This window comes from Bradyrhizobium pachyrhizi (genome assembly GCF_001189245.1).
Classification (GTDB): domain Bacteria; phylum Pseudomonadota; class Alphaproteobacteria; order Rhizobiales; family Xanthobacteraceae; genus Bradyrhizobium; species Bradyrhizobium pachyrhizi.
In genome coordinates, this window is record NZ_LFIQ01000090.1 from 16018 (window position 1) to 38715 (window position 22698).

The following is a 22698-nucleotide window of genomic DNA, read 5'->3' on the forward strand; positions in this document are numbered from 1 at the left end:
TGGTTCGCACGGCGTGAAAATCGTTGAATGATTCCAGCATCCGAAGAGCGGATGCGTCCACTGCGGCTACTTCAGAAGACGCCAAAAAATGCGCTTCGCATGAAGCAGTGGCGCATCGACCGCCAGTTCAATGGCGGCGCTTCGGTCCCAAGTCCATCGTCCCCAAGTCCATCGTCGAGAGCTTCTCGTTCTTGTCGGCTTACAAATGAACGGTGTCGTCTTACGTTCGGACAGGTCGCTCGCGGTCGCGACGGATTTGGGATTGCGCGGGCGCACAGCGGGTTGGCGGCGACGGTGCTCGGCCTATCGAGGCGCGTGGAGGTTCGCTGATCGCCATCTCGTGCCAGGCAATTGAAGAGAACGAAAGCTCGGTTTCGTGGCGCGATGCGGCTGTTGGCGTTCCCGGTACAGCATCATGCGGTACCGCGAACGACAATAACGATCGTCTATCGACTCTATGGCGAGAGGTGATTTCCCTCGCCGGAGGTGCAAGGTCACTCTCCAAAAGCAAGATCCAATCGATCTCTGGATTAAGCGCCGCGATAGCGAGGCGCCCTGGGGCATTGATTGGACGACAAAGATGGTGCGAAAGAGAAAGACACTGATGTCCCAGGAGAGGTACGACATTGTAATTGTTGGCGCGGGCGCGGCGGGCTGTGTCGTTAGCAGTTATCTTGCCGAACACACCGATGCGTCGATCGCGCTGATCGAGGCGGGCGACATGGATCGCGACCCGTTCATCCACATTCCGGCGGGCTTCGCAAATATACTGGTCCACGACCGGCATGTCTGGAAATACGAGACAGTCCCCCAGCACGGCACCAAACGAGCCTATCGCTCAGGCAAGGTGCTCGGCGGCGGCTCCTCGATCAACGCGATGTGCTACGTCCGTGGTCAGACTCGCGACTTCGCCGCCTGGCAGGACGCGGTCGGCGACACCGGCAAATGGTCGTATGAAGACCTGCTTCCCGTCTTCATGGCGCAGGAACGCAACGACACCTTCCACGACGAATATCATGGCATCAATGGTGGTCTGGCGGTCCAGTTGCCCAAGGGCATCAACGAGCTAAACCAATACTGCCTCAAGGCCTTCCAGGAATACGGGCTTCCCTATAATCCCGATTATAACGGCGAGAGCCAGATTGGCGTCTCGCCGGTGCAGTCGACGGTCGGAAATCAGCGCCGGTGCAGCGCAGTTGATGCGCATCTGCGTCCGCACCTCGTCTCAGGCCGCGTCACTCTTCTCACCGGCAAGACCGTCGTTCGGATTCTTATCGAGAACAGGCGAGCTGTGGGCGTCGAACTGAAGGACAACGGCCTCGAGAGGATCATGGCTGGCGAGGTCGTCCTATCGGCGGGGGCCGTTCATAGCCCAAAGATCCTCATGCATTCGGGCATTGGACCGGCCGATCAGTTGCGGCAGCACGGCATCGCGGCGATCGTCGATTCTCCGGAAGTGGGCGAGAATCTCCACGACCACCCGATGGTTCCGGTCCGCGCCTACGTGAAGGGCGATCTTGGCTATCAGGCGGCCGCACAGGGACTCGGCACCGTGAAGGCCGGCCTGCGTTATCTCGTCACCAAGGATGGCCCGGCGTCCGGCAACGGTATTGAGACCGTTACCCACTGGAATCCGTCGGACTTCGCCGCCGAACCCACGATCCAATGCTACCACGCTCCTATCATCTTGAATGAACAACTGGGCCCGGCGGGCGACCGCGCGGGCGTCACCTTCGAACTCGTGGTACTTCAGCCCAAGAGCCGTGGCTGGGTGCGGCTGGCTGATGGCGACCCAACGTCGATGCCTCTCATCAACCCGAACTTCATCGGCGAGGATGAGGACTTGAGGGCCGCGGTGGAATCCGTGCGCGCGATCCGCGAGGTTATGGCCCAGGAGTCATTGGCGTCGGTGATCGAGGAAGAGATGGATCCCGGCTCGCATATCCGGTCGGACGCTGAGATCGGGGAATGGGTGAAGCGAGTCGCAACGACGATGTGGCATCCGGTCGGAACGTGCCGGATGGGTCAGGATGGGCGAGCGGTGGTCGACGCAAGGCTTAGGGTCCGCGGGGTCGACGGTCTCCGGGTGATCGATGCCTCGATCATGCCGAATATCACCAGCGGCAATACCAACGCCCCGACTCAGGCGCTTGCGCGCCACGCCACCGCGATGCTGGTCGACGATCTGAAGGGGACCTAGGGAGTTCTGGCACAAGCTGGCGGCAGCGATGGCCGCAGTCCTCCCGTCCGCGCTGGCCAGGGGGAGGCGGCGCCGGTTGGATGCTCTTCGCGGCTTGGGCGCGTGGACGAAGTTCGTGCTATCGTCCGCGCAGTCGCACCTGGCCCTGTGAATCTCGTTATCGGCACTTCACTCTCAGATGCCCTTCCGGGCTTTGCCATCCTTGGCCATCTGCCGGTAGTCGCTCGGATCTCGCTCGAACGCTTTTCGAAAAGCTCGCACAAAACTCGAACGGCTCTCGTACCCCGCATTTTGAGCAACGACGTCGATCGACATCGTCGTTGTCGTCAAGTCGATCGCAGCTTGGCGCATTCTCAAGTCTCGCAAGATGACCATCGGGGATCGTCCAAAGATATCCGAGAAACGCGCCATGAACGCCGACCGACTCAATCCCGCACTGTGTGCCAGGCTTTGAACCGAATGCGCCGCTCCTGGCCGCGCCACCATATCTGCAAAAGCACGGGTGACCTGCTTGTCGGCGAGTATCGAGAATCGCTCGGTCCATCGCCGGGATGACCTGAGGGACCGTCGTACCAATGAGACGACGATTTGCTTGAGCAGAGACGCTGTCATGGCTCCAACGCCGACCTCCTGCTGCAGGAGCTCGTCGATGGCCTCGCGAAGCTTCAGGTCGATCTTGTCGGCAGGCTCGAACTGCTCGATCACCGGTTCGCGGAGGTCTCCAAACAGCCTCACGGACTGACCAAAGAATGCGTTAAAGAAGCCGCATATCTGGACGATTTCGGGTTGCTCGTTTGGCACTGCGACGCGGAGGATGCCGTCTTGATGAGTCCAGCAGTCCCTCGAAATGAGCTTTGGCGGGCCTTTTCCACCGTCAACCTCGATCATGAACGGAGTGTTTGGCGGAACGATGATGAGTAGATGAGGGCGCAACGGCATCTCCGGTCCGCCGTTGATAGACATGCGTCCTACGCCACTCAAATTGTAATGGATCCCGGGTACGTCAATCGTCCCGAATTGCACCCGATGGCCTCGCGGCACCAGTAGCTCGGTCAGCGCGACGACATCGATGGAGAGCGCCAGCATCAAGTTGTTGAGGTCTGTTGTAGACAACTTGACAGTGGCGCCCGCGGGCGGTGAAGCGTTCTGCCCGACGAGGACCTGCTTTGGAATAGCTTTCGAAGCGTGCATTTGTAGTGGCCCTTTACTGCCCGGCTACCGGTGCCGATAGTGCTCCGAAGCCTGTTCTCCAAGGATCAGCGAGGGCGTCGCCTTGCTCATTCGTAGCACTCAACTTCGTCTCCTGCCACTAGACGAAATTAGGACCTGAAGCGAACCAGGCAGCCCTGGTTGGGTTGCCGGTCCAATCTAGGGAGCCCCAAATGTCAGCTCCGAAACGGATCCGGTTTGCAAGGCGTGACGGCGTCCTTCCGAGAAGTGATTTCTTCCGAGCAGAGAATGCGAACGTTCCCATGGTTGTTATGCTGTGCCTGACCGACATCCGTTGCGCATTGCGACGCTCGCGGGACGACGGGAAAGGACTAAGACGACGACTTCAGCACATCCGTATCGATCGGCAGGCTGCGCACACGCTTGCCGGTCGCAGCGAAGATCGCATTGGTCACCGCAGCACTGACAATGGCTGTCGGAGCTTCACCTACGCCACCCGGAGCTTCGGCATTCTTGATCAAGTGCGTCTCCACCACCGGCACCTCGTCGATACGCATCGGCAGATAGCTGTCGAAATTGCTCTGTTCGACCCGTCCATCCTTGAAAGTGATTGACCCATGGAGAGCGGCGGTCAGGCCGAAAATCGTTCCACCTTGAATCTGTGCTTCGATCGTATCCGGATTGACGTACACCCCGCAGTCAATCACACAGACGATCCGCTTGACCTTGACAGAGCCATCGGCCGCCACTTCGACCTCGGCGACCTGCGCCGTGTAACTTCCGTATGCAAATTGCACCGAAATTCCGCGGCCATGCCGCGCGGGAAGGGGGGATCCCCATCCGGCTTTTTCCGCTGCAAGCGACAGAACAGTGAGCGCTCGCGGATTGTGGCCGAGCAGTCCCTTGCGATAAGCGACGGGATCCTGCTTCGCGGCATGAGCGAGCTCATCTATGAAGCTTTCGACCACAAAAACATTGTGAGTCGGTCCGACGCCGCGCCACCAGGACGTCCGGACACCAGGGGGCTCGACCCGGACAAAGTCGACATGGATACTGGGCAGTGCATAGGGCGGCTCAGCCGCCGCTTCTACGGCATCGGGGTCCAATCCGTCCTTGAAGTAAGGGGGATAATAGCGAGCCATGACTGAGGGGCCGGCGATCCGATGCATCCAGGCAACCAGCTGGCCAGCCGTATCAAGTCCGGCCGACAGCCGATCGAGATAATAGGGCCGATACATATCGTGCTGGATGTCTTCCTCGCGGCTCCAGATCACCTTCACCGGGCCGTCGACGTGTTTGGCGATCTTGACGGCGAGAATAGTGCCATCGGCTTCCAGCCTACGGCCGAAACCACCGCCAATCAGATGATTGTGAATCTTGATCGCATCCTTTGGCAGGCCGGTGAGTTCGGCCACCTGAGACTGCGTGATCGTAGGCGCCTGTGTACCGACCCAAATGTCGCAACGATCCTTCTGCAGATGAACGGTACAGTTCATCGGTTCCATCGCCGCATGGGCCAGGAAAGGCACCTGATAGACGGCGTCAACCCGTTGCGCTGCCTTCGCAAGTGCCTTCGCCACATCACCGACGTTACGGGCAACAGCGCCCGGCTTTCTGGATTCCTCTTCCAATTGTCTGACGATATCGGCGCTGTTGACCTTGCCGTTCGGCCCGTCGTCCCATGCGATGGCAGCGGCCTCTAGCCCCTTCTTCGCCGCACCCATGTGATCCGCCACCACGGCAACAGCTTCATCGATATTGATCAGCTGCCGGACCCCCTTCACTGCCAGCGCGGCCTTCTCGTCCACCTTTTTTGCTTTGCCACCGAGCACAGGCGAAATGGCAACTGCTGCAACCTTCATACCCGGCAGTCGCGTATCGATGCCATAGAGCGCGCGGCCATCGACCTTTATCGGAGAATCCACCCGCTTAGCGCGCGTGCCGATCAGGCTGAAATCCTTCGGATCCTTTAGTTTGACGTTTGCCGCAGGTGGGACAGGCAACTTCGCCGCAGCGGTCGCAAGTTCGCCGTAGCTCAGATGCTTCGAGCCCGTTGCATCGAACACGACGCCGTTCTTGGCGCGGCAAGTCGCTGGATCGACGTTCCAGCGTTTTGCGGCTGCCGCGATCAGAAGATTTCGACCCACTGCCCCTGCCTGGCGTAGCGGCGTCCAGAAGGCACGGACAGAAGCGGAGCCACCTGTATTTTGAATGCCTATGATCGAGTTGACGTAGAGCGCATGATTTGGCGGCGCATGCTGAACCTGAATCTGGTCAAGTGTCACTTCCAGTTCTTCAGCGAGAAGCATCGAGAGCGACGTGTAAACGCCCTGTCCCATCTCGATCATCGGAATGACCAGTGTCACGGCGCCGGTCGGATTGATCCGTATAAAACCATTCGGTGCGAACGTACCCGTGATCTCGTTTTCGACCACCTGCGAAGTAGCTGCCGCGAAGACGGACCCGGTGCTTGCACCGGTCAGCACAAAACCAAGCAGCAAACCTGTGCCCTGAAGGAAGCCGCGCCGTGACATCGCTGTTTCATCGACAATCCGCTCTTTCAGAAAAGGCTCATTCATCATTTCAAACTCCCGCAGCGTGCTTGATCGCGGCGCGAATGCGCTGATAGGCGCCGCATCGGCAGACATTGCCGGACATGGCAGCGTTGATGTCGTCATCCGTCGGCTTCGGCGTGTCCTTCAGGAGCGCCGCCGCCGACATGATCTGGCCGGACTGGCAGTAACCGCACTGCACCACCTCCAGCTCCAGCCACGCCTTCTGCAAGGCTGCGCCCTGCGGCGTCTTGCCGATCGCCTCAATCGTGGTGATCGCACCGTCGCCAACGCTGTCGACCGACGTCTGGCAGGAGCGGACCGCCTGGCCGTCGACATGCATGGTGCAGGCGCCGCACAGCGCCTGACCGCAGCCGAACTTGGTGCCGGTCATACCGAGCACATCGCGCAGCACCCACAGCAGCGGGATGTCGCCGTCGACATCGATCTCGTGGGGGGTGCCGTTGATCTTTAGCGTGAAAGCCATGTATCCCTCTTGAGCCCGTTGGGAGTGAGCGGCGAGCCGATGCACCCACGCATTAGAAGTCCTCGGCAGGATCAAGTCGCCGAAGCGGCATATTCGGGGAGATCGAGTTCGGACTGAGGTTTCGCTGGGTGTCGCTCGATGGAATCTCCGACAGCCGTACCGATTAATCGCAGCGTGGGGCGAGGTTTTCCAATAGCTGGCATAAATAGTTTTCATAACGGCGTGGAATATTGCTGCGGTTGGACATCTCTGCCATTCGAAAATCAAGGCGCGGATGCAGTCTGCGGCAGCATTCATTGCCGATAGATCGACTGAGCGCGGTTTAGACTTCCCTTCAGTTTTCCTGTGACCAATATTTGCAATACGGCGGCGCCGAACGCTGCGCATTGCGCCAGCGTCTTACCGCGATGACGCACTGGTCGATGCGCTCGCTGAGGCGTCGGTCGATGGGTGGAAGCGCCTCGGCTTGCCGCGGCGGCCCTACGCGCTCGCGGCCGAATGACTTCAAGTCGGGGGAGTTCGCGAATTGTTTCGACCCGCGCTTCAGTTTCGCCGCGCAGCCGGTGAGGCGCGGATCACCACAATGTCGAGAAGCGCAGCACGCCGTTTGATCAAGAAAAAGGCCGGCGGGCGCTACGCCGCCGACCTCGTCTTGCAGCTGCCGGCTGTCAGGTCCGGTTCCGCTGCATTGCATCTTCCTGGGATCGATTTTGATCCGTAGCATCCTCCGTCTGCTGGAGCCATTGCACGACGGTAGGGTCAAACCCTTACGGAGATAGGCACGCACTGCATCATCCGGTGGAGCCCGCTATCCCTTGGTTTAGGGGCAGCCCATGAGATGCTGCGACGGTCCCGATAACAACACATCTAGGTCGGCGCGGGGACGCGTCGCCGTACTTCGTCGCGCGGGTCAACAGCGAACCATGCGGCCCGCCGCATGTTGGCAGGTCCGAGCCGGGAAAAAGCACCGGTTTGAAGCGAGAAGGCACGAGTAGGCAGGCCTAAACTTAGGTTTGCTCATTCTTAGACAATGTACTGTGCGCGATCGACCTCTGTGCCATGGTTTGGTTGTTCTCTCGTGACTACGCTGGTGCTGTCAATCGCCCGATCTATCGAGCAACAATCGAGGAGTTCCAGCGATGAGAATCATGGATGCAATCGCATTGTCAGCTTTTGCTTGCAGGACGGCTGAGTCAGCCTCCGACTTTGCGAGCGTTGTTCGCAACTTGATTTTGGACGTGCGAGACAGTTACCGGCCCGAGTTGCACTACATGCGTGGCCCTGGTCCGAAATGGCGCGCTAAGCATCAACCCAGTCTGAAATTCGACCTTCGAGCAGTATCACCGGTCGAGCAGCACCAAGTATCGCCATTGCATGTGCGTCGTCGCGTTGCGGCCAACTCCACTCGATAGTCAGGCCGGGTTCACGAAACAAGGAGGCGGAAAACTCATTTTCCGGTCGTAGCTCGAACAGTGGACTTTTGTCTGACGATGCCGAAAACGCCCTATCTTTTAAGGGGGAATGACTGACTCTCTCTCTCTCTCTGCCGCGGTCCCATTGATTCTGATTTGGGTGCGCGTGCGGCTATGCACCTTCGTAGCTTGGCAAAGACGACCGAGCTGGTCGAGAGATCGAGCGAAGTCATCTGCCGCCGGAGGACTTCGCATCGCGTGACGTTGAGCGTCGGCTCTTACACCTCTTGGACCCCCGTTAAGAACCTGACCTTCTTGGCGGGCGTCAACTACGCGACCAGAAATACGCGAGCGGCAGCACCGTAACGCTGCCATTGCAGGCGAGCATCGCAAAGCCCGGTGCTTCTACGAGCTAAAGGATCAACATAGCCTCACGGTGCTACTCCACGCTCAACGCAACCGGTGAATCGCCTGAGAAATCACCAAAACCAGGAAGGAAAGCGAAGCGAACTTCAATGATCTCCAGAAAAAGCCTCCGGGATGTCCTCCGGAGGCTTTTACGTTTCCGCTCACAAAAACCATTGCGCCGGGAGTGGACGCCCTTGCCTACCACGGGGAAATCGGTAGGTAAGCCACGGCAGGAGATAAAATTATGGCGTAATTTCAATGATATAAGAGTTCACAGCTTTATTCCGAATGGCGTGCCAAATCCGCGCCATTTCATAACCTTGTCCGACGCGGCTCCGCCGCGGGAGCGTGACCTCGCGCCGGCCGCTTTGCACTCCGTGTTGTCCCGGTCCCAATCAAGCGGGCGGGCGCCCCTCATTTGCGCTATGATTGCCGCCATGACGATCGGGATTACCGGACCCGAACGGAAGGCACCACGACAAAGTGGCGTGGTCAGGCTGATCGTTGCGATCATTGTCACTGTGATCTGCTTGATCCTGCTCGCGCTCGCGAGCGATTTCCTGGTCGACTGGCTGTGGTTTTCGTCGGTCGGCTATGTGCAGGTCTTCTGGACAACAATCGGCGCCAAAGCCGCCGTCTTGGCTACGGTCTGGACGGCAACGGCCCTCATCCTCGGGGTGAACGGGTGGCTCGCGCTGCGTTTGGCCGGCAAGCGGTCGACACAGGTTGCCGCGGCTTCCGTCGGGCAGGTCGCGGGCAGCGCGCCGCCGGATCCATTTGCGCAGTTGTTCGATCGACTGCCGTGGCCCGCGATCGCCGCAGGCGGGGCAGCCTTGCTCGCGCTGCTCGTCGCGGCGGCCGAAGTCGGCTATTGGGGCATCTTCCTGAGGTATCTCTATCAGGCGCTCTATGGCGCAGACGATCCGCTCTTCAACAAGGACCTCGGCTTCTACCTGTTCTCGCTGCCCGCCTATGTTCTGGTCAAGAACTGGATGCTGCTTACACTGGTCCTGAGCGCGCTCTTCGCCGCAACAATCTATTGGGCTCGCGGCGATATCGAATACGACGTTCATCACCGGTCGATGTCGCCCATGGCGATTGCCCACGGTTCGGCATTGCTTGGTCTTCTCTTCGCGGTGAAGGCCTGGTCCTACGCTCTCGACCGCTATCTGCTGCTCTACGGCGACAACGGCGTCGTCGTCGGCGCAAGCTACACCGATGTCCAAGTGGGGTTGCCGGCCCTGTGGCTCATGATCGGGCTCTCGATCATCGCGGCGCTCGTCGCGTGGGCAAATGTGCGGGCGCGCAGCTACCGGCTTCCGGCGGCGGCGGTCATGCTCGTCGTCACCGGCGCCCTGGCATTGTCCGGCATCGTCCCGGCGCTGTTCCGGCAATTCGTCGTCAAACCAAGCGAGCTGGAGCTGGAGAAGCCCTACATCGAGCGCAATATCGCGCTCACCCGGCAGGCGTACGATCTCGACAAGATCGTAACCAAGCCCTTTGCCGCCGAACAGAAGCTCACCTTCAGGACGCTCGACGCCAACAAGGCGACAATCGATAATATCAGGCTGTGGGACTGGCTGCCCTTGTCGGATACCTACGCGCAGCTGCAGGAGATCCGCACCTACTACAAATTCCATGATCTCGACGTTGACCGCTACTGGCTCGACGATTCCTACCAGAGTGTGATGCTTTCGGCGCGCGAGCTGCGCTCCTCGCTGTTGCCGCCAAATGCGCAGACATGGGTCAACCGCCACGTGCTGTTCACCCACGGCAATGGCGCGGTGATGAGCCCAGTCACCCGCAAGAGCACTGAGGGGCTGCCGCTGTTCTATTTGCAGGACATTCCGCCGGTTGCGGACGGAGGCCCCAGGATCGTCGAGCCGCGCATCTATTACGGCGAGGAGAGCGACGACTACGTCATCGTCAAGGGAAGTGCGCCAGAGTTTGATTATCCGAAAGGCAAGGACAACGCCTATGCGCGGTATGAGGGCGCCGGCGGCATTCCGATCGGCTCAGTGGCGTGGCGAACGCTGTTCGCGTACTACTTCAACGACCCGAACCTCTTGCTCTCGAACTACATCACGCCGGAGAGCCGGATCATGATCCGGCGCAATATTCGGGAGCTGGTACCCGAGATCGCGCCGTTCCTGAGGCTCGATCATGATCCCTATCTGGTGATCAGCGGCGGGCGGATGTTCTGGATGCAGGACGCGTATACGACGAGTTCCTATTTTCCGTCGACGCCGCCCGTGCATGATTTCGATCTCAACTACATCAGGAATTCGGTGAAGGTCGTCATCGATGCCTATCACGGGACCGTCGATTTCTATTTGATGGATCCTGCGGACCCGATTGCCGCGACCTACGCGCGCATCTTTCCGCAGCTGTTCAAGCCGTTCGCGGCGATGCCCGCGGATTTGCAGAAGCACATTCGATATCCGGAGGACCTGTTCCTGATTCAGGCGCGGCTGTTCCAAGCCTACCACATGGAGGCCGCCGAAGTGTTCTACAATCGCGAGGATCTCTGGCAATTCCCGCGCCAGCCGGGCAGCGGCGGCGGCACCTCGGTGATGAGCCCTTATTACATCATCATGCGGTTGCCCGGCGAGGCGCGGGCCGAGTTCTTCCTCATGGTTCCGATGGTGCCGAGCCGCCGCGACAACATGATCGCGTGGCTTGCGGCGCGTTGTGACGCGCCCGACTACGGCAAGCTGATCGTGTACGAATTCCCGAAGGAGAAGCTCGTCTACGGGCCGTTCCAGATCGAGGCGCGGATCAATCAGAACACGGAGATATCGCAACAGCTAACATTGTGGAATCAGATGGGCTCGCGGGTGATACGTGGGGCGAACCTGCTGGCGATTCCGATTGAGAACTCGATCCTTTACGTATCGCCGCTCTATTTGCGCGCGGAGTACGGGCACTTGCCGGAGCTGAAACGCGTGATCGCGGCCTATGACGAACATGTGGTGATGAAGGAGACGCTCGGCGAGGCCTTGTCGGCTCTATTCGTCGAGCCTGGCGCGGCGCGGCCGGTCTCGAGTACGAATGAGGAAATACCTGTCACAGGCCCGTCGACGAGTCAGGCAAGGGACGCGCTCGATCGCTACAATAAGGCCGTTGAACGATTGCGGTCAGGTGATTGGAAGGGCTTTGGCACGCAGTTCGATGCAATGCGCGAGCTTTTGGAGGAAATGAACCGGCGTTCCACCGGCCGCTAGGGCGTCAATTTCTTGAGTTGGACCCTGCCTCCAACCCGGAAATTGCGAACGCGGGTAATTTCGGTGACGGTGCATTCAATATAGCAGGGCGAGATCGGAGGCGGTGAGGACAACCCGAACGCCTGACTGGCAGCCGCGGGCCCAAGCCGGGTTAGAGCACCAGATCACTAGTCGAGTACCTGCCGCGCTCCTATTCTCAGTCGTCATTCCCGGCCTTATGTATTCGACGACGAGCACCAGCGCGACGGTCACTGCGATATGGTTCGCCCGCCGGCGATGCTGGTGAAACCAAGGGAGTTAATCGATGAGGTCACTCCTGTTGCTCACGGCCAGCGGTCCGTTGCTGGTCCTCACATCCCACGAACTACTGGATGACAAGCTCCTTGGTGAGCTCAAGGCCAAGGGCATCGGCAAGTTTGTCGCCTTCGATGTTCCGCTCGGTCTCGCGAAGGAACGCTATGGTGGGCATTTCCACGCGGTCGAGAGCGATTTGCACGAAACAGACGACTTGAGGATACTCGATTTCAATGGCCAGCGGATCTTTCAGTTGTTTCGTTTCAATGAGCTCGGTGCCGCAATTTTGCAAGAACAAGCCTGAGGTCCAGGCACCCGTCTGGTTCGTGCAGGATGCGTTGAGCTTTTGAGAATACCCATCGCGGCGATCCCGAGATCCCGGCGCAATATGCCTCGCAATCGCGTTCTGCAGCCGCCAGCCAGCGGCTCGTTACCGTCGGAGCACGGCCCGAAAAAAGTGTGAAGCGGCTTTCCGAGACGATCGTGCCCGAGCACAGAACCAAAGCACGACAAGGATTTCATTCGAAATTCATCGCTCCTTAGAAGTCGGGTAGCGGCATAGGCGCATGCGTCTCGGTCTTCTTCGGCTTTTCGGCGACCAGTGCTTCCGTCGTGATCAGGAGCGCAGCGATGGAGGAGGCATCCTGCAAGGCGGTGCGCACGACCTTCGCAGGGTCAATCACGCCGGCGTTCACCAAGTCCTGGTAGTCGCCGGTCGCGGCATTAAAGCCCCAATTGTAGTTGTCGTTCTCGAGCACCTTGTTGACGATCAGCGAGCCATCTTCGCCCGCGTTCTCGGCGATCTGGCATGCCGGCGCCCGGAGCGCACGGCGCACGATCTCGACGCCCGCCTTCTGATCGGAGTTGGCCGTCCTGATACCCCTAAGCGCCTTCTGCGCTCGCAGCAAGGCGACCCCGCCGCCGGGAAGAATGCCTTCCTCAACCGCCGCGCGCGTCGCATGATGGGCGTCGTCGACCCGGTCCTTGCGCTCTTTCACCTCAATCTCGGTTGCGCCGCCGACGCGGATCACCGCAACTCCGCCGGCAAGCTTTGCCAGGCGCTCCTGCAGCTTCTCGCGATCGTAGTCCGATGTCGTGCCCTCGATCTGGCCCTTGATCTGCGTCATGCGCGCTTCGATATCCTTTCTCGCGCCGGCTCCGTTGACGATGGTCGTGTTCTCTTTCTCGACAATGATCTTCTTGGCGCGCCCGAGCGTGTCGAGCGCGACATTCTCGAGCTTGACGCCGATCTCGTCGGAGATTGCGGTGCCCCCGGTGAGGATCGCGATGTCTTCCAGCATCGCCTTGCGGCGATCGCCGAATCCCGGCGCCTTCACCGCGGCGACTTTTAAGCCGCCGCGCAGCTTGTTGACCAGCAGCGTTGCAAGCGCTTCGCCTTCGACATCCTCCGCAACGATCAGGAGCGGCTTGCCCGATTGCGCCACCGCCTCGAGCAGGGGAAGCACGGTCTGAAGTGTGGACAGCTTCTTCTCGTGGACAAGGATATAGGCGTCTTCGAGCTCGACCCGCATCTTTTCGGCATTGGTGACGAAATAGGGCGAGATGTAGCCGCGGTCGAATTGCATGCCTTCGACGATTTCGAGTTCGGTGCTGAGGCTCTTTGCCTCTTCCACCGTAATAACGCCCTCATTGCCGACCTTCTTCATGGCGTCGGCGAGGAACTTGCCGATCTCGGCGTCACCATTCGCCGAGATGGTGGCGACCTGAGCGATCTCTTCGTTGGCCGTCACCTTCCTGGCATGAGACCTCAGGTCGTTGACGATCGCGTCCACCGCGAGATCGATGCCGCGCTTGAGGTCCATCGGGTTCATGCCGGCGGCGACCGACTTGGCGCCTTCCTTGACAATGGCTTGTGCGAGCACGGTTGCGGTCGTCGTGCCGTCGCCCGCGATATCGCTGGTCCTGGAGGCGACCTCGCGCACCATCTGGGCGCCCATGTTCTCGAACTTATCCTCCAGCTCGATCTCCCTGGCGACGGTAACGCCATCCTTGGAAATGCGCGGCGCACCGAACGGTCTTTCGATCACCACATTGCGTCCCTTGGGGCCGAGCGTGACCTTGACGGCACTTGCCAGAGTATCAATGCCCCGCAGCATCCGTTCGCGCGCTTCAGTTGCGAACATCACGTCCTTGGCAACCATGATGCGAACCTCCTTTTTTCTCCTTCCATTCCTTCCGGCTCCGCAAGCGTCTCGAGCCGCCTTCGAGCCAGTGCCTTGGTCGTCTGTCGGCGACCGCTGGATCATACAACAATTTCAATCATGTAAGAGTTCGCATTTTTGTTCCGAGTGGCGCGCCAACCTGCACGATATTCCGCGATCGGAGTCCCGATCGGGAGTGCCAGCCCCATGATCGACTAATCCTGCTCATTCCCGCCCATCATGTCGGCGATCGCCTTGATGCGGCTTCTGGCGTACTTCGGCAGGCCGGCGCTCAGCGAATCACCGCTGTTGAAGGAGCTCTTGCCCATCAGCAGCTGCGCCGGCACGAGATTGCGCAGCATGGGTGTATTGCTATATTCCCTTTGCTTGTTCAGCACGTCGTTCCTGACCGCAACCAGGATGTAGACCGTCGCGATGGCGGCTTCCGGCTCGGTCGGATGCCGTTGCAGAACCGCAAGCAGCTTGCCGAACTGGATAACCTGGTTGACCCAAAAGATGTTCTGCTCGAGCGCGCTGGTGACTGTGGTGTCGAGCTCTGTCAGGCCCGGCAGCTCGGCAAGGTGCGGCTGCGTGATCAACATGATCTCACTCTGGAACTCGATGAAATCCGGAATTGGCTTTTTGCTCTCGTCGCGCAGCTTGTTGGCAAGCTGAATGCCCGCCGGAATTTTCCCTTCGAACATGTAACGGGACTGCGCGCAGATTGCCTTCGCGTCCGCGCACCAGCGGCGATCCGGCGGACGATTGTGCGCGGCGACCCCGTCCTTGTTGGGAATAGCATCCCCCGCCACGATCGGCCGGTGCTTGACCGCCGGATCGATCTGCTCGAGGAACGCGATATTCGCATACCGCGACAGATCCAATGTGGCTGCCGGTCTTGGAAGTCGAAACCGCGCTTCTCCCAGGTAGACCGAGAGCTTCAGCTTCGTTTGTTGGTTGAGCGTGGGCTCAACGAAGCCTGGGAAGAGCGAGAGAAAGCGCCGCTGAACCGGGCGCGAGCGAGCCCAATCTTCGAAAGGAATGAGTCCGCTCGAGGAGTCCGCGAGCTTATCGTTGCGTTGGTCGGCGAAGATGACGGTGCGCGGTTTGATCTGCGCGATCGGAACGCTGGCGGCTGCGGGCACGTCCTCCAGCTGGAATTTCTGCGCCGCCGCGCCCGTGCAAGCGGCCACCCAGGCGGCGATGAGGACAGCGGCACAGTGGAGTCTCATGGGCGTCAATGCTCAATTTAGCCGCCACCAGAAATAATCGGGATCGACTCGGAGCGGCGGTCGCGGGAGGCGATCCTCGGCATCGGGATATCCGCGCCAGGAGGGATATTCGCGCGGACCAAGACGCCAGGTCGGGTACGGAAAGGGCGGCTGGTTGTCGCCGTAAGGGTGGTTGTCGTAGGACCACTGCCGGAATGGCCCGGTGTAGCTTGCCGCACGCGAGACGATCCGAAATTGCGTATCATTGGTTCTGCCTGACGGATCCCGCTTGAAGTACTCGGTGAATGCGCGCCCGGAGCCGGCCGGTGCGGGATCGCCAGTATAGGGATCGATCGACAGAGTAACGAGCTGATGCATGGCTTCGCGGGAAGGGCCGTTCAACACCGTCTTGGGCGCGTGCAGCTCCCATGCTGCCTGCACGATCGGCTCGAACATCGGCAGCGCCACTTTTGCTCCGGTCTGGCCACGCCCGAGGGTGCGGCGTCCCCCGTCGCCGTTGTCGTAGCCGACCCAGATCGCGACGGTGACGTCATTGGTGAAACCGACGAACCAGGCATCGGCCCAATTATCAGTGGTACCGGTCTTGCCGCCGACATAGGGCGAGAGATGCTTCACCGTGTGCGCGGTTCCGCGAGCGAGCACGCCCTGAAGCATTGATTTCAACTGGTAAAACGATGCGCGGTCGGCGGAGCCGATCCAGTCCACCGCACGCGGATCGCGCCGGTAGATCGCGCGGCCGTCCTGTTCGATCGTCTCGATCGCATGGGGCTGGGGCCGTGCGCCTTCGTTGGCGATCGCTGCATAAAACGCCGCAAGGTCGATTAGCCGCACGGTTTGGGCGCCGAGCACGAACGGGTAATAGCGCATGCATTCCTTGTAGAGCTGCGCTTCCATCGCGAGCTCGCAGACCCGGTCGAGGCCGTGCTCGGCGCTGTCGTCGAGGCCGGTCGCGAGCAATTGCGCGGTGGCGAGATTCCGCGAGTTTTCCAGCGCACGCCGCAGCGTAATGGCGCCCGAAGCGCCGCCGTCGTAGTTCCTCGGCGACCAGAAACCGCGCTGGCGCGCGGAGCCCGTCGCGCCGATCGGTGCCAGCGTAATGGGTTCGTCCATCACCAGCGTGTTGGGCTGCAGTCCCTTTTGTAGGGCGGCGAGGTAGGTCAGCGGTTTCAAGGTGGAGCCGGGTTGCCGCAGGCTCTGGACGACGCGGTTGAGCTGGCTTGCCGGATACGAAAAGCCGCCCGCCATCGCGAGAATGCGGCCCGTTTCGTTCCCGAGTACAAGCGCCGCTCCCTGCACGGTCGGTCGAATGCGCAGATCGGCACGCGCCACTTGCTTGCCCTTGGCTTCGCCCACCTGAACATAGACCACGTCGTACGGCTTGAGACCGCGCCGGGTCGCGGCGCTCCAGGTGTTCAGCGGCAGGATGCTTCCGTCGGTCAGACCGACGTTGATCGCATCGCCGCGCTTGCCACGCGTATTCTCCAGGACGACCGCCGCTTCCCAGTGAACGTCATAGAGCGGTAGCCGCGTCGTCTTCAACGCCACGAGCCAGGCCGGTTCCGTTACCGTCAGGTTTGCCGCAATCTGACGGACAGCATCGGAAATGTTCGCCTCGGGTCCCTCGAACTTGTAACGACCGCTGTTCAGCTCGTACCGCGCGAGGCCTTCCTGCAATGTTGCCTCAACTGCGCGCTGCAAGGCCGAGTTGACGGTCGAGTGCACCGTGTAGGAGGAACTGGTGAGACTATCGAGGCCCGCGACCACCTTTGCCTCGCGCGCGATGTGATCGACGAAGTGAAAGCCAAAGTCCAGGCGCGTCGGCCGGTACTCGACGAGCTGCGGCAATACTGGTTGCGCCGCGGCGGCGTCGATCATGGCGTCGTCCTGCATGCGGGCCAGCACGTAAGCAAGGCGCTCGCGCGCGCGCTCATGGTGGTGGTCGGGATTGAAGTAGTTCGGTCCCTTGGCGAGCCCTGCGAGCAGCGCGCCCTCGACTGCGGAGAGCGCCTTGGCTGGTTTGCCGAAATAGCTGCGCGCCGCCATCTCGATGCCCCAGGCCCCGCGACCGAGATAAATCGAGTTGAGATAGAGTTCGAGGATTTCCGCCTTGGTCAGGGCGCGCTCCATCCGCGAGGCTACGATCATTTCCCGCAGTTTTCTTTCGTAGGTGATGTCGTTGCCCACCAGCAGGTTCTTGGCGACCTGCTGCGTAACGGTCGAGCCGCCCTGCGGCCGTCCCGGGTGCGTGAAGTTGCCGATGAAGGCGCGGACCAGTCCGCGCTCGTCAATGCCGGTGTGTTGGAAGAAGCGCTTGTCCTCGGCGGCGACAAATGCATTGCGCACTGCTTCCGGGATATCCGCAAGCTTGACCCAGATGCGGCGATTGTTCGGGACGTAAATCTCAGCAAGACGCTCGCTCCTGCTGTCGAGGACTATGCTGGTGCCAGGAAGCCTGAGGTGCTTAAGCTGCGCGACGTCGGGCAGATCCTTGACCGCGCTGTTGTAGAAAGTGATGACCTGACCAAGATCGACCGGAGATTCTTCCGTTTTTTCGACCTTGCAGAACTGCCTGTAGGCCACGTGGAGGTCGGCCAGCTTCAGTCCTTTGAGTGCCTTGATCTCGCTGCTCAATGCCTCCTTGTCGTCCATGGCGGTGGCAATCAGATCGTCTAGGTTGATGTCCTCGATGTCGAAAGCCTTGCGCATGTGGGCGCAGCCGGCACTCAAGAGCTCCGCCACCTCGGAGCGGTCACGTACCGCATCAAACTCCGTCTTGACCCCATCCGGCCGGGTACTGACCTGGCTGAAGGCCAGCGCCGTGGCGAAGATCTTGATGAGAATCGAGTCCATGACCTGCTGCCGGTCAAAAAAACCGTCCCGTGAGGTCCCTTCTTGTAGAACAATACTAAACAAGGCTGTTTCGAGGAAAAAGTTCCCGAGACGCTTCCGCCGCTTCCCGGCCTTGAGCACCGCTCCGACCTGGCCGGGCCGCGGAACCAACGCTGCGGTCAGTGCGTTTTGGAAATACCGCATTGGCAGCGCACTCATGAACGCCTCTCTTCCCGTCGTACTTGCCGCGGCGCTCCTCGGCGCCGCCATAGCCACGATGCCTGCGGACGCTGCTCCTCGAAAAAAGAACACGCGGGCACTTGCCGCGGTGCCCCCTGCAGCTAGCGCCGCTCAGCCCCCTGCGGACAGATTTTTGGCCTGCGACGTCCGGGTGCGCGACTATCTTCGCGAAGGCGGAGCGGCGATACGGGTGACCAAGATCGAAGTGGACGATGCCCGACTGCAGTTGAACATTCATCATGAGTACGGAGAGGCGGGAAAGTCGTCTCGAAAATACCTCCGCGGGGACAATGAAGAAGAAATGCGCAAGAATCTGCGTGGAATATTGGATGAGTTCGCTGCGGCTGCGAAGGCCGCAGCGGCTGGTCGCGCTTGGTATGTGATCGCTGCTCGCAAGGTCATGCCGGAGCTCCGCGACAATTCGGGCGACACCACGAGTCCGTGGACGGCCATCGTCCTCGCGGATTTCGATGGAAAATGCAGACCCATCACGTTCTATCAGACGGTCGAGCGGAACAAGCTCGATCCTGAACTGAGCAAGAAATTGGATGAGTGAAGTTTTGCGCGTGAAGTGATTTGCAGTCGTAGCGACCGCACCTGGACTCCATGAGAGGCGTGGTGAGGATGCTCAATTCAAGATAGCGCTAAATCGGCAATTGTGTGTGCTGTCGGCGGTGAGTTTGCCGTATTGGCGGCGAGGCTCGGGTTTCGCGCCTAGAGCATGATCCGGAAAAGTGCGAAGCGGTTTTCCGAAAATCGCCATTCAGCTTTGAGATCGCGATAAGTTCCGATCGTTCGTCAGGCATTCAAAAGCTCCCAGAGGGAGCGCTTCGCGTAGCTATTGAACGAATGACTTGCCTGACGGCGCAAGAGATATTTCGTATTGTCGTACGTTTAATTGGCTTGGACTCGCCGAATTGGGCTCACCGATCACTTTGCCTCGTCCGAGCAGTAGGATGGCCTCCGGCCCGCGCGGATGCAGGCCCGAAAGATCCCGCCCAAATGCCGCGGCCGGCAGCTTGTGCTTTACTTTGGGCGTCGGCGACGAGACGCCACCACGGCCTCATGGTGACACCAAGATATCTTCCTTCGCCTCACCGCGTGCGACGATCACTAGCGCATCGTCGGTCAACGGACGCCGCAGCGCCTTGGCCTCGTCCCATGGCGCGCGCATCCAGACATCGCGCTCCTCGTCGGTTGTTAGGACCGGCATCGCCTTGGGATGGATCGGTGCCACGACTGCATTCGGCGCCGTTGTCAGGAAACCATAGACGAGGTGGGCCCGGGGATCGGTTAGGACTTCGTCCAGCGGTCACCCTTGAACTCGGTCCAGATGCCGGCGAAGGCTGTCAGTGGCCTATCGTTTTTCAGCGCGAACCAGACGGCGTCCTTTTTCTTGGTCTCCGGGTTCGGCTCCGGGGCGTATTCAGCGAAGTTGTTGAACGGCACCAGGCACCGATTTTCCGGCTTCAGCCAGCCGCGCCAGTGCGGCGATGATGTGTTGCGGATGTTCGTGACGGGGGTCCGCCCGTGCGCGGTGGAGGCGGCAGGCCGGTGCGTTGCCGAACGATGCCTTCGGTGTTCAGGTGCGGAGGGACGCGACCTCATCACCGCGACATATGCGCATATCGGCCCGGAAGTCGCGGATACCGCAAGGCGGTTTGCGGGCAACAATCTCGCCTGTAGCAACTGCCATCTCGCAGCCGGAACGAAGAGTTTGGATTGCCGATGTCCGGCCTGTTTGAATTGTTTCCGCAATACAGTGCAAGGAACCGCGCTAACAGGCCGAACACATGGCTGCTCCGACCACCGCCGCAGGCGTGAAGAAAACCCTTGCCCGGAGCCGTCCACACATGGCCCAAAGCGTCCGGCCTCGATGCTTGCTTTGCCTTCTGCTGCTGGCGGTAGACCGGACGTCCGTGCGGCATGAACCAATCGACGCTCATGACCCATCGCGTCATTTCGCGGCGACGCCGCACTCCAGTCGCTTTCGGACTGAAGCGGATACAGAGCCACGCTCACCAATCCTGATTTAGAGGTACGCGTCCAAGGTCAGTTGACCCCGAACTACCTGCGGCTGCCGACGGCGCGCAGCCATATTGCCGCCGTCGAACGCCGGATACGCCATCGCGTCCTGTAACAGCAGCGCGCGAACCCGCCATCTGAAGCGGATTTAACCGATGAGCCCTCGTCATCCGCACTTTGACAGCATCTTTTGGAGTATTGCCTCAACCGGCTGCGGCGAAATCCCAAGTTCGACAAGGCCAGGCGACGACACGGTATCGATCTGCATCAACTCCACCTGATTGCGCGTGAGAATCGGGTCCGGGAGTATTTCGGAAGCCCATGCCAGCGCGTGCCAAACGGCGAGCGGGATCGGGACCAGGATGGGCGCGAGGCCAGCCTGATGCGCGACGATTCGGACCAATTCTTCGTAGGAATAAACGCGAGGGCCGCCGCACTCGGAGATCGTCGGTTGCGTCTCGGCTCGCTGGATGATCCGGACAGTCGCCTCCGCCACATCTTCCACATAGGCCGGCTGCAGTTTCATCGAGCCGCGGCCGAACATCGGATAGATCGGCAGTCGCCGGAGAAGATTGAGGATGGTCGTAAGAAACGCATCGTCCGGTCCGAACATGACGGCGGGTCGGACGATTTGCGCGCCGGCAAACGTAGCCCTGACCACCAGTTCACCTTCGCCGCGCGCTCGGATGTACCGCGATTGAGACGCGGCATCGGCGCCGATGCCTGACAAGTGAACGAGTCTTTTGACTCCGGCCCGGTGCGCCTGGGCCGCGACCCGTTGGGCGGACTCGACATGAACGGAATGAAACGTCTCGCGCCCGTGCTCGACGTAAAGGCTGACGGCGTTGACAGCGGCATAAGCGCCGGCAAGCGCATTTGCGACGGACCGTTCGTCGTGAATGTCGGCCTGGACGAACAGAAGTTGGGAATCATGCGGTCCAAACTGACTGCGCCCGCGATCTGGATGCCTTGACGCGATCCGGACGGGAAACTCGTGATCGCGCAGATGCTGAACGATGCGGCGGCCGAGAAATCCGGTTCCGCCGAATACAGTGACGGTGCGACCGTTCGTTGCCATCCTTTGATCTTTGCTCGAGAGAACGCGCCATAGCCCGAGCCGAAGCTGACGTCAGGGCGATGGCCGTCTGTCGGAACAATACCCTTTCGCAGCGACAGTTGGAATGCAGGCCGCTTCGAACCGCTATTGGACGGAAGCCCGATGCAAAGGTCGAGCGAAACTGAGTTCGTGGCCGTCGGGGTCAGCTAGGTGGAAGAAGCGCTCACCCCATTCGGCATCGCGGGGCACAGTCGCCGGCTGGTAACCCACCGCGAGCGCGCGTTCGTAAAGTGCGTCAACATCGGTGACGTAGAAGATGACCCGACCCCACCAGGACCAGCGCCGTTCGGCGGGCTGGTCGATGAGGTTGAGGTAGCTCGGACCTGCTCGAAAGCTAGTGAACGACGACCATTCGCCGCCATGCAGGACCTCAAATCCCAGGGCTCGGTAGAATCGGACAGCTCGCGGCATGTCATGGGTGCCCAGCGTGAGCGCGCTTATCCCCTCGATCATGGCCAGAACTCCCTGTTCTACCTCCCTACGCTTTTGAAGTCGCGGCGCAGAGATTAACCTCTCATGTGTGTCGAACGGTGAGCAAGTCAACGCCGAGCGCCCCTTTCCTTGCGTCGCCGCTCACGGCGAGCGGTAGATGCCCCAAGCTGCTCGAACCGAAAGCGCTGACGCTCTAAACTCTCCATCGCGTCGGCCAAACATCAAGTCCAGGCGCCCACACAACCAATCGATCCCAGTGGCACCCGCGAAAAGGAGCGGAGCATGAAGGGCGATAAAGACGTCATCGAATACCTCAACAAAGCGCTGCGCCACGAGCTCACCGCGGTGAACCAGTATTGGCTGCACTACCGCCTGCTCGACAATTGGGGCTACAAGGTGCTGGCCAAGGCGTGGCGCAAGGAATCGATTGAAGAGATGCAACATGCAGACAAGCTCATCGAACGCATCATCTTCCTCGATGGATCTCCCAATATGCAGACGCTGGAATCCCTCCATATCGGGAAGACCGTGAAGGCCGTGCTCGATAGCGACTTGCAAGCCGAATTGTCGGCGCACTCCCTCTACGCTGAAGCTGCGACCCATTGCCATCGGGTCAAGGACTACGTGACGCGGGATCTGTTTGAGCAACTCATGCACGATGAGGAAGAGCATATCGATTTTCTGGAAACCCAGATCGAACTCGTCGCGAGGATCGGACTCGAGCTATATGCCCAGCGTCATATCGGAGAGCTCGACCAGGACTAAAGTGCCAACGACTGCTTTCGGCCCAAATGCGAAGTTGCGGCCAACGGCGAGTACGTCCGGTTATGGGGGGAAAGCGGAAGTGAATGGCCGATTGTTAAGACGGCGCGATTGACCCCAACCGGAAGGGATTCAACGGCACTCAAGCAGTC

General features: G+C 60.2%; 14 protein-coding genes and 2 pseudogenes. 6 read left to right on the forward strand and 10 right to left on the reverse strand.

Annotation, left to right across the window (positions count from 1 at the left end; translation table 11 throughout):
- The first annotated feature begins 604 nt into the window (after nt 1-604).
- Nucleotides 605-2200 carry a GMC family oxidoreductase gene (locus AKL29_RS21820; RefSeq protein WP_050385586.1) on the forward strand — a complete coding sequence of 532 codons (1596 nt, stop codon included), beginning with the start codon at nt 605-607 and terminating at the stop codon, nt 2198-2200.
- Nucleotides 2201-2374: 174 nt separating this feature from the next.
- Here AKL29_RS21820 and AKL29_RS21825 read toward each other — a convergent pair whose 3' ends face one another.
- The 4 genes from AKL29_RS21825 to AKL29_RS42130 form a co-directional block, all read right to left on the reverse strand.
- Complete coding sequence (locus tag AKL29_RS21825; RefSeq protein ID WP_050385587.1) at nt 2375-3391, reverse strand: helix-turn-helix transcriptional regulator; 1017 nt, start codon at nt 3389-3391, stop codon at nt 2375-2377.
- Nucleotides 3392-3741: 350 nt separating this feature from the next.
- On the reverse strand, nt 3742-5949 hold the full coding sequence (locus AKL29_RS21830; protein WP_050385606.1) for a xanthine dehydrogenase family protein molybdopterin-binding subunit: 2208 nt from the start codon (nt 5947-5949) through the stop codon (nt 3742-3744).
- Nucleotides 5950-5953: 4 nt separating this feature from the next.
- Entirely contained in the window at nt 5954-6409 is a 456-nt protein-coding gene (locus AKL29_RS21835) for a (2Fe-2S)-binding protein (RefSeq protein WP_050385588.1), read from the reverse strand.
- A gap of 334 nt (nt 6410-6743) precedes the next feature.
- Entirely contained in the window at nt 6744-7133 is a 390-nt protein-coding gene (locus tag AKL29_RS42130; RefSeq protein WP_152977708.1) for a hypothetical protein, read from the reverse strand.
- Nucleotides 7134-8666: 1533 nt separating this feature from the next.
- Between AKL29_RS42130 and AKL29_RS21840 the strand changes: the two genes are divergently transcribed.
- Together AKL29_RS21840 and AKL29_RS21845 are read left to right on the forward strand one after the other, a co-directional pair.
- Entirely contained in the window at nt 8667-11453 is a 2787-nt protein-coding gene (locus tag AKL29_RS21840; protein WP_050385607.1) for a UPF0182 family membrane protein, read from the forward strand.
- Nucleotides 11454-11757: 304 nt separating this feature from the next.
- Nucleotides 11758-12051 carry a hypothetical protein gene (locus AKL29_RS21845; protein WP_028337056.1) on the forward strand — a complete coding sequence of 98 codons (294 nt, stop codon included), beginning with the start codon at nt 11758-11760 and terminating at the stop codon, nt 12049-12051.
- 235 nt (nt 12052-12286) lie between these two features.
- On the opposite strand, the gene groL is transcribed toward AKL29_RS21845, so the two are convergent.
- The 3 genes from groL to AKL29_RS21860 form a co-directional block, all read right to left on the reverse strand.
- The gene (groL, locus tag AKL29_RS21850; protein WP_050385589.1) at nt 12287-13909 is read right to left on the reverse strand and encodes a chaperonin GroEL; all 1623 of its coding nucleotides are present in this window, start codon (nt 13907-13909) and stop codon (nt 12287-12289) included.
- Nucleotides 13910-14124: 215 nt separating this feature from the next.
- The gene (locus AKL29_RS21855; protein WP_050385590.1) at nt 14125-15141 is read right to left on the reverse strand and encodes a hypothetical protein; all 1017 of its coding nucleotides are present in this window, start codon (nt 15139-15141) and stop codon (nt 14125-14127) included.
- Between the two features lie 12 nt (nt 15142-15153).
- Nucleotides 15154-17991, reverse strand: a complete 2838-nt coding sequence (locus AKL29_RS21860; protein WP_050385591.1) for a penicillin-binding protein 1A — start codon at nt 17989-17991, stop codon at nt 15154-15156.
- A 196-nt stretch (nt 17992-18187) separates the two neighbouring features.
- On the opposite strand from AKL29_RS21860, the gene AKL29_RS21865 reads away from it, so the two are divergent.
- A complete protein-coding gene (locus tag AKL29_RS21865; RefSeq protein WP_028337052.1) occupies nt 18188-18766 on the forward strand; it encodes a hypothetical protein in 579 nt (192 codons plus the stop codon).
- Nucleotides 18767-19273: 507 nt separating this feature from the next.
- Here the strand turns inward: AKL29_RS21865 and AKL29_RS45320 are convergent.
- Nucleotides 19274-19781 (reverse strand): annotated as a pseudogene (locus AKL29_RS45320) (SOS response-associated peptidase family protein); the annotation flags it as partial.
- On the opposite strand from AKL29_RS45320, the pseudogene AKL29_RS43400 reads away from it, so the two are divergent.
- Nucleotides 19770-19980, forward strand: a pseudogene (locus AKL29_RS43400) (c-type cytochrome); the annotation flags it as partial. The pseudogenes AKL29_RS45320 and AKL29_RS43400 overlap by 12 nt on opposite strands.
- 421 nt (nt 19981-20401) lie before the next feature.
- Here AKL29_RS43400 and AKL29_RS21875 read toward each other — a convergent pair.
- Together AKL29_RS21875 and AKL29_RS21880 are read right to left on the reverse strand one after the other, a co-directional pair.
- Nucleotides 20402-21313, reverse strand: a complete 912-nt coding sequence (locus tag AKL29_RS21875) for a complex I NDUFA9 subunit family protein (RefSeq protein WP_028337655.1) — start codon at nt 21311-21313, stop codon at nt 20402-20404.
- A gap of 123 nt (nt 21314-21436) precedes the next feature.
- Nucleotides 21437-21805 (reverse strand): VOC family protein, encoded by a 369-nt coding sequence (locus tag AKL29_RS21880; RefSeq protein WP_028337656.1) that lies wholly within the window; start codon nt 21803-21805, stop codon nt 21437-21439.
- Nucleotides 21806-22066: 261 nt separating this feature from the next.
- Here AKL29_RS21880 and bfr point away from each other — a divergent pair, with 261 nt between their 5' ends.
- Nucleotides 22067-22549 carry a bacterioferritin gene (bfr, locus tag AKL29_RS21885; RefSeq protein ID WP_028337657.1) on the forward strand — a complete coding sequence of 161 codons (483 nt, stop codon included), beginning with the start codon at nt 22067-22069 and terminating at the stop codon, nt 22547-22549.
- Nucleotides 22550-22698 lie beyond the last annotated feature (149 nt).

Bases quoted from the DNA above. Each gene is read 5' to 3' on its own strand.
- AKL29_RS21820 (WP_050385586.1), top strand. From the start codon at position 605: ATGTCCCAGGAGAGGTACGACATTGTAATTGTTGGCGCGGGCGCGGCG.
- AKL29_RS21825 (WP_050385587.1), bottom strand. From the start codon at position 3,391: ATGCACGCTTCGAAAGCTATTCCAAAGCAGGTCCTCGTCGGGCAGAAC.
- AKL29_RS21830 (WP_050385606.1), bottom strand. From the start codon at position 5,949: ATGAATGAGCCTTTTCTGAAAGAGCGGATTGTCGATGAAACAGCGATG.
- AKL29_RS21835 (WP_050385588.1), bottom strand. From the start codon at position 6,409: ATGGCTTTCACGCTAAAGATCAACGGCACCCCCCACGAGATCGATGTC.
- AKL29_RS42130 (WP_152977708.1), bottom strand. From the start codon at position 7,133: ATGCTACGGATCAAAATCGATCCCAGGAAGATGCAATGCAGCGGAACC.
- AKL29_RS21840 (WP_050385607.1), top strand. From the start codon at position 8,667: ATGACGATCGGGATTACCGGACCCGAACGGAAGGCACCACGACAAAGT.
- AKL29_RS21845 (WP_028337056.1), top strand. From the start codon at position 11,758: ATGAGGTCACTCCTGTTGCTCACGGCCAGCGGTCCGTTGCTGGTCCTC.
- groL (WP_050385589.1), bottom strand. From the start codon at position 13,909: ATGGTTGCCAAGGACGTGATGTTCGCAACTGAAGCGCGCGAACGGATG.
- AKL29_RS21855 (WP_050385590.1), bottom strand. From the start codon at position 15,141: ATGAGACTCCACTGTGCCGCTGTCCTCATCGCCGCCTGGGTGGCCGCT.
- AKL29_RS21860 (WP_050385591.1), bottom strand. From the start codon at position 17,991: ATGGACTCGATTCTCATCAAGATCTTCGCCACGGCGCTGGCCTTCAGC.
- AKL29_RS21865 (WP_028337052.1), top strand. From the start codon at position 18,188: ATGAACGCCTCTCTTCCCGTCGTACTTGCCGCGGCGCTCCTCGGCGCC.
- AKL29_RS21875 (WP_028337655.1), bottom strand. From the start codon at position 21,313: ATGGCAACGAACGGTCGCACCGTCACTGTATTCGGCGGAACCGGATTT.
- AKL29_RS21880 (WP_028337656.1), bottom strand. From the start codon at position 21,805: ATGATCGAGGGGATAAGCGCGCTCACGCTGGGCACCCATGACATGCCG.
- bfr (WP_028337657.1), top strand. From the start codon at position 22,067: ATGAAGGGCGATAAAGACGTCATCGAATACCTCAACAAAGCGCTGCGC.